Consider the following 12,514-nt stretch of genomic DNA (forward strand, 5'->3'; position numbering starts at 1 on the left):
CATGAGAGTCTGTAATGAATGCGGGGCCACAGTATTTGTCGACAGCATGCCTTGCCCACGTTGTGCCGAAGGGCTGGAAGCCTTGAAGTTCTCCACGCCGCAGCCGCGGCCGCCGCTGCTGTCCAGGACCGCGAAGTGGGTGCTTGGCATTCTGGCCGTGCTGGTGATTGCGGCGGTGCTGACGGTCAGGTCGATCCTGCATTCGTTGGGCTCGATGAATGCGTTTGGCTAGGTGCGCTCAATATCCACCCGATACCTGATCTGCCGATCAAACTCATCTTCCGGGTTCTGGCTGGCGTCGAGACGGTGCAGAAAGCCTGCCTGCTCAAGAGCGAGCAGATCCTCAAGCGTCCATCCGCCGGGCAAGTCACTGGAAAGATCCCGGCCCAGGTGTTCGATCCAGTGATAAACGCCGAAGGGCAGGTAGCCCAGCCATTCAGACTTATAGAGGATTTCATCGCAGCCGCTGGACGCCACGGCGGCGCCGATCCTGTCTCTGAGCAATGCCAGGCGTTCATCCATTCTGCTTGCCCTCCTGCGTTTCACAGGCTTGCAGATAGTGCGCTTCGTCCACTTCGCTCAAGGTCGCATAACCGTCGTAGTAATAGAGTCGATGTTTGTCCCGGGCATGGCGTTCGCCGATAAACACCAGGGTGGCCAGGTCTATGCGTTTGGCGCTGAGCGGGCGGCGACCGCAGAACAGCTTGCGCGTGCCCAACTGTAGAAAGTGCGGATGGGGTACTCGCACTTCATCCGGGCTGAACGCTACATCCAGTGGCTTGCCATCCGCCAGAATCACTTGCGGGCCTATGGCGTAAGTGCCGAGGATGCGGGTATCTGCCGGGTTCAGGCGCTTCTTTGCCTCGCCCAAGTAGTAGACCGCATGCCTGTCCCTGGCCCAGCCATGACCACATGATTCGAAGGTGGCGACGTCGGCCTTGCGAATCGGTTCCGGCGGATTGTAGAAAATCCGGTGACAGAACACCTGTTTGCCATCCGTCAGGTAAGGCGCACCCAGTGAGCGGTAGTGCTCGGCAGACTCTGTCGAAAACTGTTCCGGCACGTCGGTTTCGGCGTTATGGAACGGGATCAGGTACAGGCCATTGGCATCGCCGCACAGATGAGTGTCCAACAGCTGGAAGGTTGCCGCGTCCAGCCCATTGATTGGGCGGCCATGGAAATGCACCTGATGGCCCAGCTCGAAACCGAGACCCAGGGCGCGCAACGGCTGCGTCTCCAACTGCGGCCCCGGCAAGCGGTGCCACCAATAATCGTGTAGATGCGGGTGTGCCTCAAAGAACGGCGCCCAGGCCTGCTGCATCGCTGCATCGATGACCCCGCAAGAGCCCAGCGGGCCTTGGCGGTCACCCACCAGTACTGGCGAGTAATCCTGTTCAGGTTGATATATCTGGGTCACCACGAAGCTATCCACGTCTACATCCAGGCGCTTGTTACGCAGATAGGCATGGTGCTGATCGCGGTAATAACCGAAGCCCAGATGCCGGAAGCTCGGGCCATGGGCGCCGCGCAGGCGGGTCCCGGCGGCGTACACGAAGCTGTCGTCTACGGCAAAGAATTCATCCTCGTATTCACTGGCACTGACCACCCGGCCACCCCTGTCGAACGCTGGTTGCCAGCACCTGAGCAGATGGAAATCGCCCACATAGCGGATGCGTTTGCCGGTCAGGTAATAGGCGCGGTGTCGGTCTTTGGCGTAACGCTGGTTGAGCACAGTGAAGGTGGCCAGATCGGCGTCGTCGATACGATAGAAGTATTCGTAAGCAATGCTTGCGCCTTGCTGTGCCTGCACGATGATGGACTGGCCATCGCTTGCCCAGCGATCGGCGAGCATGTGAAAACCCTGGGGATTGGCGATGGTGAGCGGCGTGCCGTCTTTCTGATGCAGTGGCTGGAATCCTCGATAGACCTGATCGTCAATCACTCGATAAGCCGGGTGATTGCAATAGCGCACCCGAGCCGAGGCGTTGGCGAGGACTCGTCCGTGCAGAAATACCTTCACGCCATCACTGAACATCGCCGAGTCTGCGTTCACCGAGGCCGGGGAGGGCTCCAGCAGGGCAAGACCACCGGGATTGGCAGATGCAATCTCGGTGATCGAGTCATCAGCGAACCAGTAGGCGCGCGCATCGTCTCGCCAGTAGTGGTAACCGATACTGGCCAGTCCCTCGTTGAAGCGAAACTGCAGTGCATGCAGCACCTGATAGCCATGGCGCTCCAGGTATCCGGGAAGCAGGTAGTAATCCTGCCGCGCATCACGCAGCAGCTGCGGGTTGGCGCGATGGCGCCAGAGCGGCTGACCGGGCAGCAAGGGCGACGCGGGATAGCCCCCGTCAGCGGCGCGTTGAGCGGTCTGCCCGGCCGACAATCCCGCCGGGTTGAGGATGATGTACACATCGGGTGCAAGACTGTCGCCCAGTAATGCACCGTCGAGAAAGGCGAAACCCTGGTGCCACTCCAGGTTCAGGGGTTCCCAATCGGCAGTGTCCGTGCGTGTTTCTGTCATATCGTGGGACTCTGTATTCACGATGAAACTACTGGTCATCGGCCCGTTTTCAACTCTTTTGAATTATCCCGACAGCCTTGCCTCTGACCTACATATCAAGAAAAGTCAGTAGGTCCGCCATGACGTCTTTACAGCTTTTTGCCGAACGCTCCGCCACTACGTATCAGCCCTCAAGCGCTGTTTCGTCCCTTTATACCAGCCTGTTGCGTTCACCTGCCGAGACCGCGCCGGACGCCGTACGCGGCTTTCTTGAGCAGCAATTGCTGGTCGCGAAAGCGCTGCCCTGCAACCTCCCGGCAGACCTCGCGCAACTGCCCGAATGGGTCGCTGGCAACAGTCAATCCGTGGCCGAGCGCTATGCGCAATACCTGCAGGAGCGCCACGCGGGTGGTGGGCGCCGGTTCTTCAGCAACAAGGCTCATGCCCTGTATTTCCTGCAGCAGGTTGCGCCGAGCAAACTGGTCGATGGCGCGTGGTTGTACGGCACGGTAAAGCATGCCGATGACTGGCGCTATCACGGCCTGATTCGCACCTATCTGGAAGAGTTGGGCGACGGTGAGCCGGCACTGAACCATGTGCTGTTGTACCGCAATCTGCTCAGCGAGCACGACTGTGCGCCCAATGCCCTGCTCGATGAAGCCCTTTATCTGCAAGGTACCATTCAACTGGCGCTGGGGCATTTATCCGATGAGTTCCTGCCTGAGGTCCTGGGCTATAACCTCGGCTATGAGCAACTGCCCCTGCATTTGCTGATTACCGCCTTTGAACTCAGTGAGCTGGGCATTGACCCCTACTATTTCACCCTGCATGTGACCATCGACAATGCCAGCTCGGGCCATGCGTACAAGGCTGTCCAGGCCGTCATGGATTTGTTGCCTAGTGATGCCGACAGGAGCGATTTCCTCACCCGGCTGCGTAACGGCTACTTGCTCAATGACCTCGGCACAAATTCCACCGAGGTGATCCATGCGTTTGATCTCGAGCATGAGGTCGTCGCGATGCTTGAAGCTAAGAGCACCTTTGGTCAGCACATGCATTCCGATTATTGCCGACTGGAAGGTCGCACCATCAATGACTGGCTGGCCACGCCCGGACAAAGCAGGCAACTGCTCGGCGCGTTGGAAAACAAGGGCTGGATCAAGCGTCATCAGGACCCTCAGGACAGCCGTTTCTGGCAGCTTGTCGACGGTCCGGGGGCGGTGATGTTCGGCGTATTCAATGGCTATGAACTGCAATTGCTCAAGGACTGGATTGCCGGTGACTGGCAGGACAATGAGCCAGGCCGTGGCGCCAATCCGTTTCGTGCACGTTTTCGTCGACGTAACAGTGCAATGGCGACGCAGCAGCCGAGCCAGGTTGCAACGCTGCCCATTGAGCAGCTCATCGCATTGATCGCTCCGGATTCACACCCAACGCCCGAAGGCCTGGCCGCTACCAGAGCCTACGCCCGCCAGCTTGCTCAAGGAGGCCTGACCCGATGAACCAGACCCATATGATTGATCCGGCCCTCATGGATGCCGAAGTGGCAGAGGAAACCCATGATCTGGCTCTGCTCCAACTCGGTGAGTATCTGCAGTCCGAGCGCTATCGATTCGTCACGGTGACACCGCTGACCCATCAACGGGTCAATGCCCGGGAAGACAACCGCACCGCCCGTACTCTGCGGGATGTGTTCGGTTGGAGCCGCCCATTCGATAATGACTTGCTGCCTGAGCAGGAATTGAAGGTGCTGCTCGACAGTGGGGTACTGCGCGTTCACGCGGGAATGTGGGTCAGTGATGTGCGTTGGTCGAGCCTGGATAACCTGCTGTTCGTCCACTCGAGTTTTCCCACGCTCGCCAATGATTCGGTGTTTTTTGGCCCGGATACCTATCGCTTCGCCCAGGCGATCGAAGAGCATCTGCGTACCACTGCGCATCCGATTCACGCGGCGGTAGATATCGGTTGTGGCAGTGGCGTGGGCGCCATCCTTATCGCCAGGGCGCGCCGGGACGCGAATGTTCTGGCAGTGGACATCAATCCCACCGCGTTACGGTTTACTGCAGTCAACGCCTCGCTGGCGGGCGCGGCGAATGTGTCGGTGTATCACAGCGATATCCTCACCGGTACCACAGGCGATTTCGACCTGATCGTCGCCAACCCGCCGTATATGCAGGACACGCAGCAACGTGCTTATCGCCATGGTGGTGAACAACTGGGCTCGGAGTTGTCGGTGCGCATCCTCGAACAGGCCATCAAGCGTCTGACCCCCGGCGGCAGCCTGGTGCTGTATACCGGCGCGCCCTCGGTGGATGGCATTGATCTGTTCCTCGAACAGGCGCGGCCGCTGATCGACACCGCCGACCTGGCCTGGACCTATCGCGAGATGGATCCGGACGTGTTCGGCGAAGAGCTGGAGACAGCCACGTACCATGAAGCCGAGCGAATTGCCGCCGTGGTATTGACCGTGACCAGAAGGGCGCGGGCGTGAAGAGTGCTCATGATGATTAGGACCAGCAAGGCGCAAATCAGCGACCTCTTCAGGCTACTGCATCGACTACGGGAAGACGTGCAGACGCTTGAATTGGCTCAAGAGCAGCAGGTGGTGTCGCTGCGCGGTCAGCAGACGGTCGACTCAAGTGATGCCATCGGCCTGTCGTTCCGCAAGCTTGAGCAGCAGATTACCAGTATGGAGGAAACCCTGGCCGCGATTGCCGAGGCGACGGGAGAGGTGTGCAAGCCTGGCCTTGGAGGTCGATGACCTTCCTCTCATGCGTGCGCGCGCAGGTGGCGCTCGATGGCCGCTATCGCCTCACGCACATGGGGCTGCTGCTTCAAGTCACGGTGATACACCAGATAGAAAGGCTGCAGTGGGCCCTTGATGTTTGTCGCTATGCGAACCAGGCCTGTGGCCCGTGGATCCTGCTCGAGGAACGCGCTCGCACGGGCCTATTGTGGGCGTTCAGCCGGTCAAGATTGGTCAAGGATGTGGGTGAGTTCGGGCCGCTGGAAACTCGCCATTTAATCGATGACATGGTGGCGACGGCGCCTGATCGAACGCGTCGATTGCGTGCGCTTCGTCCCTGAAGTTGCTTCGGGGTTTGTGTGATCGCCTGTCCTACAGGTATCGGATTCGGATTCAGTTTTGTGGGGGGCCGGCTTGCTGGCATAGCGACTATAGATAGGGCGGCGACGACAGGCGCTTTATTTGGAAACGATTATTTCCTATACTCCATCCATGAGCAGAAAATCAGACATTTCCGTGCGTCCTGGCCGTCCCCGTGAATTTGATACCGAGGGGGCGCTGGACAGGGCGATCACGCGTTTCAGCGAGTACGGCTATCACGGCACTTCGATCTCGGACCTGAATGCCTGCCTGGGGCTGACCTCGGGCAGCATCTACAAGGCCTGGGGCGACAAGCGCGGGCTATTTCTGGCGGCGCTGGATCGCTACATGCTGCTGCGCGGGGAGGCGATCAGTGCTTGCCTGGCGGGCGAAAACACGGGGCGAGATAAAATCGAAGCCCTGCTCAAACACTATGCGTGGCTCAGCAGTGAAGCTGTCGGGCGCACCGGGTGCCTGGTCATCGAAACTGCCGGTGAGCTTGCCCTGGCCGACGCTGAGGTGGCAGCTTTGATCGCGGCCCAACAGCACAGGCGTGAAACGCAACTCTTGCGGCTCATCGAGGACGCGCAGCGCGACGGCTCGGTACGCAGCGACCTGAATGCAGCCATGTTCGCAAAAATGCTGCTGGCCCTCCAGCAAGGCATGCGGGTATTGGGCAAGACCGGTTCAAGGGACGAGGACATGCAAGGCGTGGTGGCCGAGTTGATGCGACTGCTTGAGTAATATTTTAATCAATTAGGAAATGATCAATTCCATATTTGGGAGGCCGTTATGAATATTCGCTCGGAACAACCCGACCGTGTCGGTGCCGATTTCATGCAGCAGACGAATTTCTGGCAGCAGTTTCGCCATGCCAGTGCGCGGGTCGATGAGGTCAATATTCACTATGTCGAGGGGGGCGAGGGCCCGCCCGTTGTGCTGATCCCGGGTTGGCCGCAGAGCTGGTACGCGTGGCGTTACGTGATGCCGCAACTGGTGGCGGCCGGTCATCGGGTCATTGCGCTAGACCCGCGCGGCATGGGTGAAAGTGACGCCCCCGCAGGGGGTTATGACCTGGCCAGAGTCGCCGCCGAACTTCATCACTTTGCCCAGACCATTGGCCTGCTGGATAACGGGCCGATTGATGTCGTGGGGCATGACGTAGGCAGCTGGATGGCCTACGCCTGGGCGGCAGACTGGCGCCCGGATGTGCGTCGCGTGGCGCTGCTCGATGCCCTGATCCCCGGACTTTCGGCGCCCCGCACCGACTTGTCGATTGACGAAGCCAATCGGCGCAGCTGGCATTTTGCGTTCAACCAGCTCGATGGCCTGTCCGAAGTGCTGATAGCAGGGCGCGAAGAGGCGTTTCTCACCTGGCTGTTTCGCGCCAAGTCGCTGCAGCCCTGGACCATCACCGCCGAAGATATCGCCCTGTATGCCCGCCAGTTGGCGGCTCCCGGCGCGTTGCGTGCGGTGACCGGTTATTACCAGTCTGCATTTTCCCTCGAAGGCATTGCCGCGAACCGCCTGCGCGCTGAAACACCGCTCGACATTCCGCTGCTGGCGTTGGGCGCTGAGCGCGGCTTGGGGGAGCATATGGTCAGCGCCTTGCACAAGCTGGCGAGCAACGTGCGGGGTGACGTCGTGCGCAACGCCGGGCATTACCTGCCGGAAGAAGCCGCGAATCGCATAGCCGACGAACTGGTGGATTTCCTCGGCGAGCAACCAGGGGAATAGGGGGCCCGTGTTCCCTATTTCCCTGGCTGGATCAGCGAGGTTCAAGCCATCCGCGCGCCACTGGCCTTGTCGAACACATGGATATGCTCGCAACGGCCGCGCAACTGGATTGCCTGACCCAGCTTGAGATCGTCCCGGCGCGACAGGGATGCCACCATTGGCGCCTCTGCGCAGCGTCCGTAGACATGGCTTTCCGCGCCCGTCGGTTCGATCAGGTCGACCGTAAAAGGCAGCGAAAATCCTGTCTCTGGCACCTCTGCCAGGGTCAAGTGCTCCGGGCGAATGCCCATGACCACCGGGCTTGAGGCTGCCAGGTCGATGTGCCGCTCCAGGGCAATCCGCTGGCTGCCCACCTTGATGAACGATGTGTTTTCGTCGTGCTCCAGTACGCCTTCGATCAGGTTCATGGCCGGTGAGCCGATGAAGGTGGCGACGAACAAATTGGCTGGCCGGTCATAGACTTCGATGGGCGCGCCGACTTGCTCGATGCGACCGGCGTTCATGACCACGATCAGATCGGACATGGTCATGGCCTCCATTTGATCGTGGGTCACGTAGATGGCTGTTGTGCCCAGCTTGCGTTGCAGGGTGCGGATCTCGATGCGCATCTGCACCCGCAGCTTGGCGTCCAGGTTCGACAGCGGTTCGTCGAACAGAAACACCTGGGGGTGACGCACGATGGCGCGGCCCATGGCGACCCGCTGACGCTGCCCGCCGGACAGCGCCTTGGGATAGCGATCGAGGTAGTTCGACAGGCCCAGCATCGCTGCTGTTTCCTTTACCGCCGCGTCGATCCGCGCCGGCGACTCCTTGCGCAGGTGCAGGCTGAAGCCCATGTTCTGCGCGACCGTCATGTGTGGATACAACGCGTAGTTCTGGAACACCATGGCGATGTCCCGGTCCTTGGGCGAGATATCGTTGATGACCCGGCCATTGAGTTCTATGGCGCCGGACGTCACCGACTCCAGGCCCGCGATCATGCGCAGCAGGGTTGATTTTCCACAGCCCGAGGCGCCGACGAGCGAGACGAACTGACCGTCGGCAATGTTCAGGTCAATGCCGTGCAATACCGGTATTGCGCCGTAGTTCTTGCGCAGTTGCTGAATGTTTACGGTTGCCATATCGAGAGAACACCCTATGCCGGACCCACTGATTCAGGAAAGACGCACGACCTTGGTGAGGTGGCGCGGCGCGGTGCTGTCCAGGTTTTTGTACTGGGCCAGGCGTTCGCCAAACAGCTGCAGGGCCGGGAGGATTTCCAGGCTGCGGTCCAGACCGGTGTGGGTGACGTCGATGGAAATATCACCCGGCCCGCCGAAGCCGATTACCAGCGCACCTTTTTCCTTGAGTTCGGCATACAGCGTTGCTTCTTCATCAGCCGTCTGCGGGCTGTAGATCAGCACCACGCAGGTCTTGGCGTCCACCAGGCTGATGGGACCATGGCGATATTCCATTGGGTGAAACACCTGGGTATAGGTCAGGCTCATCTCTTGCAGTTTCAATGCACCTTCGCTGGCCAGGCCGTAATAGGCGCCGCCGCCCAGGTAGACGAAGTGCGAGCGCGACAGCACGCTGTCGCTCAACTGTCGGTCCAGAGCCTGCATGGCCTGTTCGGCGCGCGCGGGGATGGCCTCGTCGATCTGAACACCGGCCAGGCGCAGGCCCAGCAACAGCATCAGGCTGGCCGAGCTGCTCATGACGATGCCTTCCAGGGCGTGGGTCGGGGCGAACAGCACTTCATCGCTGCACTTTGCCAGGCTGCTGGCGCTTTCACAGGTAATGCCCAGGGTCTTAAGACCACGCACGCGGCTGGCCTGTACGGCCTGCACGGTCTCGGTGGATTCGCCACTGCGCGACAGGGCGATGACCTGCGCATCCTGATAATTGGCCAGATAGGCCTCGGGGCGCCGCGCCCACTCGCCGCCCGGTACGGCGATGGCGCGCTTGCCGTTGAGGTTCAGTGCGCTGGCGACCGCCTGAGCCAGGTAGTACGAGGTGCCGCAGCCGACTACCACGATAGTCGCGGCATTGAGGGTCGGCAGGCTCTGGGTCAGGGCAGGGCCCCAGAATGGAAACTGCTCGACGATAACTTGTTCAGTGACGTTCATGAATAGAGTCCTTGAGGCGTTATTTGGTCGCGCCGGCAATCAGCCCGCGCACGAGGAAACGGTTGAGGAAAATCACCAGCAGAACTGGCGGCAGCATGGCGACGACACCGGCGGCGTTCATCAGGCCGTAGTCGACGTAGTTGCGGGTGACGAATTCCGGAATCAGCACCGTCAGCGACTTGGTCGCCAGTGACGGCGAGAACACCAGGGGCACCATGAACTGGCCCCAGGCGCTGAGAAACGTCAGGATCGCCGTGGCGATAAGGCCCGGCGCCGCCAGTGGCAGGACGATCCGCACCAGGGTGTAGGTACGGCTTGCGCCATCGAGCCAGGCGGCTTCTTCCAGCGACACCGGCAAGGACTGATACACGCTGCGCATCAACCACAGGGCCAGGGGCAGGAACGCCGATACGTAGATCAGTGTCACGCCCAGATAAGTGTCGATCAGGTGCAGGGAAATCATCAGGCGGTACAGCGGGATCATCACGGTGTAGGCCGGCACGGCCATGCTCGCCACGACGAGGCCGAACAGCAGGTTGCGTCCGGGAAAACGCAGTCTGACGAAGGCATAGCCACCAAAGGCGGCGGCGACCAGGGTTACCAGGGTCGCGGCGACCGAAGTCACCAGACTGTTGATGAAGGCCCGGGAGAACTGCGGCCACACCGACTGCACTTCATTGCCCTGGGAGGTGCTGCTGGCACCGAACAGCTTGGCAAAATGCTCCAGGGTCGGGTGTTGTGGCCACAGGCTCAGATGGTCACTGAGCATGTCCTTGGGGTCGGTGAAACTGGTGATCACCGCCCAGTACACCGGGCCCAGGGACCACAGCACGAGGATGAGCACGGCCAGGGCAAAGCCGCCCTTGCCGAGCAATTGCAGGGTAAGTTTGCGCATCAGTCGAACCTCGTTTCGCGGTAGACCTTGAGCACGTAGATCATCGAGACCACCAGCGAGGCGATCATCGCCAGGACTGACAGCGCCATGCCGTAGGAGAACTTGAGGTTCTGGAACGCCGACATGTACACCTGGATGATCAGGCTGCGGGTATCCAGGCTCGAGCCGTTGAGGATCCAGGCTTCGTCGAACAGGTTGAAGGCAAACACCGTCGACTGACTGAGGGCGATGGCCAGGCCACCGGCTATCAGGGGCAGGGTGATCATGCGAAAGCACTTGATCCGCCCGGCACCGTCCAGCTTCGCCGCTTCATAAAGGTCTGCAGGGATGGCCTGCAACGCCGCCAGCAGGATGATCGCGGTGAGGGGCAACATGCGCCAGACATGGACCAGCGCCACCAACAGCAAGGCGGTGTTGTGATCGTTGAACCACACCACGTTCTCGTCGAGCAGCCCCACCGCCTTGAGCAGGTTGTTCAGCAGGCCGTAGCTGGGGTTGTAGATCCACAGCCAGACCAGGGCATTGACCACTGGCGGCAGGCACCAGGGCAGCACCAGTACCGCCAGCAACCACTGCCGACCGCGACGTACCTTGTTGAGCAACAGGGCTGCGCCCAGGCCGCCGGCCGTCTCCAGGACCACGGCCAGTACCACGTAGACCAAAGTGTTCCAGGTGGCGTGCTGGACGTTGCTGTCTGTGGTCAGGTTCTGGTAATTGAGCAGCCCGACGAAGGGCGTGCCCGGGCGCATCGGATCGATGCGGTACAGGCTGTCGAGCACTGTGGTTACCAGCGGTACGAAGACCAGGCTGGCCATCACCAGGATAATCGGCAGCACGTACACCAGCCCAAGCCAGGTCTCACCGGGTACGGGACGCAAGCGCTCCCTGATCGAGGCTAGAGTCATCACGGCTGCATCGCGCTCTGGGCTTGTTCAGCGATCTGGGCGACCGCCTGGGCAACGGTCAATTGACCTTTCGCCGCCTGGTTCAGCGCACTGGAAACGGCACTGGTGAATTGCGGATACCAGACCGGAGTACCTTGCTTGAACAGCGGATCGACCAGCCCGGCCTGCTGCAGAATCACGTCACCGCTCTTGAGCTTGCCTTCGCTGTTGAGCTGCTTGAGCACGCTGGTGCGGGTCGGCAGGTTGCCCAGGGTTTCATAGCTTTCGATCTGGTTCTGCGGCTTGATGAACCAGTTGATAAAGGTCTTGGCGCCGTCCTTGTTCTTCGCCGTGGCAGGGATCCCCACGGCCTCAGGCAGGCCGATGGTACGGGCGGTGCCGGTTGTGGTGAGCATCAATGCTGCGGCGACGTGATCGGCCACCTGGGACTTGGCCGGATCGCTGTAGACCGCGATATTGCCGGCCCAGCCTGCCAGGTCGAACGAGGCATCGCCTTTCTTGAACAGCTCCTGGACTTCGACGTCTTTCAGGCCGGTCGCCGCCGGGCTGATCAGGCCGGCCTTGAGGGCCTCGACTTCAAAGGCCAGGGCCTTGTAGCCCGCCGAATCAGGCTTGATGAATTGCGCTTCGAATTTGTCGTTGAACAGCTCCCCGCCAAATACCTTGGTCAACAGATACCATGCCGTGGCACTGCCTTCGGTGGCCGACAGCGGCAGGGCGATGGGGTACTGGGCAATATTCTTGGCCTTGATCGCCTTGGCATCGGCCAGCAGTTGCTCCGGCGTGGTCGGTGCCGCAGCGATGCCTGCACGCTTGAGATGGTCGCTGTTATAGATCAGCACCCGGAAGTCGTTGGCGTAGGGCACTGCCAGCAACTGACCGTTGAACACGAACAGCTTGGCCGAAGGGATATCGGCAATGGTCGCCGCATCCACTACACCTTCGAGGGGCTGATACCAGTTGGCGGCACCAAACTGCCCGACCCATGACCAGTCCATTTCGGTGGCGTCACCGGGCGGGCTGCCGGCGATCATCGACGTGGCGATCTTGGTCAGGATCTGGTCCCAGCCCAGGGTCTGGGTTTCCAGAGTCGTGCCCGTCTCGGCGGTCAAACGGTCGGTCATGGCCTTGGGCAGAGTGCCCCATGGCGGCAACAGGACTTCAGTGGTGGCGGCAGCGCTGGCCATGGTCGCGAACGCCGGAATGGCGAACGACAGGGGCAGCATGACGAGCGAAGCGATCAGATGGCGTCGGAGCATG

General features: G+C 60.7%; 14 protein-coding genes. 7 read left to right on the forward strand and 7 right to left on the reverse strand.

Going from position 1 to position 12,514, the window contains the following annotated elements; genetic code table 11:
- The first annotated feature begins 1 nt into the window (after position 1).
- Positions 2 to 232: a hypothetical protein gene (locus M2401_RS25785; protein ID WP_259107560.1), complete on the forward strand. Its 231-nt coding sequence runs from the start codon at positions 2 to 4 to the stop codon at positions 230 to 232.
- On the opposite strand, the gene M2401_RS25790 is transcribed toward M2401_RS25785, so the two are convergent.
- Positions 229 to 522 carry a hypothetical protein gene (locus tag M2401_RS25790; protein WP_259107564.1) on the reverse strand — a complete coding sequence of 98 codons (294 nt, stop codon included), beginning with the start codon at positions 520 to 522 and terminating at the stop codon, positions 229 to 231. The genes M2401_RS25785 and M2401_RS25790 overlap by 4 nt on opposite strands.
- The gene (locus tag M2401_RS25795) at positions 515 to 2,524 is read right to left on the reverse strand and encodes a DKNYY domain-containing protein (protein WP_259107566.1); all 2,010 of its coding nucleotides are present in this window, start codon (positions 2,522 to 2,524) and stop codon (positions 515 to 517) included. Before M2401_RS25795 ends, M2401_RS25790 begins: the two co-directional genes overlap by 8 nt.
- A 119-nt stretch (positions 2,525 to 2,643) precedes the next feature.
- Here M2401_RS25795 and M2401_RS25800 point away from each other — a divergent pair, with 119 nt between their 5' ends.
- From M2401_RS25800 to M2401_RS25825, 6 genes are all read left to right on the forward strand, one after another.
- The gene (locus M2401_RS25800; protein WP_259107569.1) at positions 2,644 to 4,005 is read left to right on the forward strand and encodes an iron-containing redox enzyme family protein; all 1,362 of its coding nucleotides are present in this window, start codon (positions 2,644 to 2,646) and stop codon (positions 4,003 to 4,005) included.
- Between the two features lie 29 nt (positions 4,006 to 4,034).
- On the forward strand, positions 4,035 to 4,994 hold the full coding sequence (locus tag M2401_RS25805; RefSeq protein WP_259108031.1) for a class I SAM-dependent methyltransferase: 960 nt from the start codon (positions 4,035 to 4,037) through the stop codon (positions 4,992 to 4,994).
- A 9-nt stretch (positions 4,995 to 5,003) separates the two neighbouring features.
- On the forward strand, positions 5,004 to 5,264 hold the full coding sequence (locus tag M2401_RS25810; RefSeq protein WP_259107572.1) for a hypothetical protein: 261 nt from the start codon (positions 5,004 to 5,006) through the stop codon (positions 5,262 to 5,264).
- The gene (locus M2401_RS25815) at positions 5,261 to 5,590 is read left to right on the forward strand and encodes a hypothetical protein (RefSeq protein ID WP_259107574.1); all 330 of its coding nucleotides are present in this window, start codon (positions 5,261 to 5,263) and stop codon (positions 5,588 to 5,590) included. Before M2401_RS25810 ends, M2401_RS25815 begins: the two co-directional genes overlap by 4 nt.
- A 121-nt stretch (positions 5,591 to 5,711) precedes the next feature.
- A complete protein-coding gene (locus M2401_RS25820; RefSeq protein WP_259107576.1) occupies positions 5,712 to 6,353 on the forward strand; it encodes a TetR/AcrR family transcriptional regulator in 642 nt (213 codons plus the stop codon).
- 48 nt (positions 6,354 to 6,401) lie between these two features.
- Positions 6,402 to 7,346, forward strand: a complete 945-nt coding sequence (locus tag M2401_RS25825) for an alpha/beta fold hydrolase (RefSeq protein WP_259107589.1) — start codon at positions 6,402 to 6,404, stop codon at positions 7,344 to 7,346.
- Positions 7,347 to 7,387: 41 nt separating this feature from the next.
- On the opposite strand, the gene M2401_RS25830 is transcribed toward M2401_RS25825, so the two are convergent.
- From M2401_RS25830 to M2401_RS25850, 5 genes are read right to left on the reverse strand one after another with little or no spacing between them, the layout of a single operon-like run.
- The gene (locus M2401_RS25830; protein ID WP_259107592.1) at positions 7,388 to 8,467 is read right to left on the reverse strand and encodes an ABC transporter ATP-binding protein; all 1,080 of its coding nucleotides are present in this window, start codon (positions 8,465 to 8,467) and stop codon (positions 7,388 to 7,390) included.
- A gap of 33 nt (positions 8,468 to 8,500) precedes the next feature.
- Positions 8,501 to 9,454, reverse strand: coding sequence for an SIS domain-containing protein (locus M2401_RS25835; protein ID WP_259107595.1), 954 nt, complete (start codon positions 9,452 to 9,454; stop codon positions 8,501 to 8,503).
- Positions 9,455 to 9,473: 19 nt separating this feature from the next.
- Positions 9,474 to 10,349, reverse strand: coding sequence for a carbohydrate ABC transporter permease (locus tag M2401_RS25840; protein WP_259107598.1), 876 nt, complete (start codon positions 10,347 to 10,349; stop codon positions 9,474 to 9,476).
- Positions 10,349 to 11,254, reverse strand: a complete 906-nt coding sequence (locus M2401_RS25845) for a carbohydrate ABC transporter permease (protein WP_259108033.1) — start codon at positions 11,252 to 11,254, stop codon at positions 10,349 to 10,351. The genes M2401_RS25840 and M2401_RS25845 overlap by 1 nt, the downstream gene beginning before the upstream one ends.
- Positions 11,254 to 12,513 carry an extracellular solute-binding protein gene (locus M2401_RS25850; protein ID WP_259107601.1) on the reverse strand — a complete coding sequence of 420 codons (1,260 nt, stop codon included), beginning with the start codon at positions 12,511 to 12,513 and terminating at the stop codon, positions 11,254 to 11,256. The genes M2401_RS25845 and M2401_RS25850 overlap by 1 nt, the downstream gene beginning before the upstream one ends.
- Position 12,514 lies beyond the last annotated feature (1 nt).

The sequence above is a fragment of the Pseudomonas sp. JUb42 genome (genome assembly GCF_024807945.1).
GTDB lineage: Bacteria > Pseudomonadota > Gammaproteobacteria > Pseudomonadales > Pseudomonadaceae > Aquipseudomonas.

Bases quoted from the DNA above. Each gene is read 5' to 3' on its own strand.
- M2401_RS25785 (WP_259107560.1), top strand. From the start codon at position 2: ATGAGAGTCTGTAATGAATGCGGGGCCACAGTATTTGTCGACAGCATG.
- M2401_RS25790 (WP_259107564.1), bottom strand. From the start codon at position 522: ATGGATGAACGCCTGGCATTGCTCAGAGACAGGATCGGCGCCGCCGTG.
- M2401_RS25795 (WP_259107566.1), bottom strand. From the start codon at position 2,524: ATGACAGAAACACGCACGGACACTGCCGATTGGGAACCCCTGAACCTG.
- M2401_RS25800 (WP_259107569.1), top strand. From the start codon at position 2,644: ATGACGTCTTTACAGCTTTTTGCCGAACGCTCCGCCACTACGTATCAG.
- M2401_RS25805 (WP_259108031.1), top strand. From the start codon at position 4,035: ATGGATGCCGAAGTGGCAGAGGAAACCCATGATCTGGCTCTGCTCCAA.
- M2401_RS25810 (WP_259107572.1), top strand. From the start codon at position 5,004: ATGATGATTAGGACCAGCAAGGCGCAAATCAGCGACCTCTTCAGGCTA.
- M2401_RS25815 (WP_259107574.1), top strand. From the start codon at position 5,261: ATGACCTTCCTCTCATGCGTGCGCGCGCAGGTGGCGCTCGATGGCCGC.
- M2401_RS25825 (WP_259107589.1), top strand. From the start codon at position 6,402: ATGAATATTCGCTCGGAACAACCCGACCGTGTCGGTGCCGATTTCATG.
- M2401_RS25830 (WP_259107592.1), bottom strand. From the start codon at position 8,467: ATGGCAACCGTAAACATTCAGCAACTGCGCAAGAACTACGGCGCAATA.
- M2401_RS25835 (WP_259107595.1), bottom strand. From the start codon at position 9,454: ATGAACGTCACTGAACAAGTTATCGTCGAGCAGTTTCCATTCTGGGGC.
- M2401_RS25840 (WP_259107598.1), bottom strand. From the start codon at position 10,349: ATGCGCAAACTTACCCTGCAATTGCTCGGCAAGGGCGGCTTTGCCCTG.
- M2401_RS25845 (WP_259108033.1), bottom strand. From the start codon at position 11,254: ATGACTCTAGCCTCGATCAGGGAGCGCTTGCGTCCCGTACCCGGTGAG.
- M2401_RS25850 (WP_259107601.1), bottom strand. From the start codon at position 12,513: ATGCTCCGACGCCATCTGATCGCTTCGCTCGTCATGCTGCCCCTGTCG.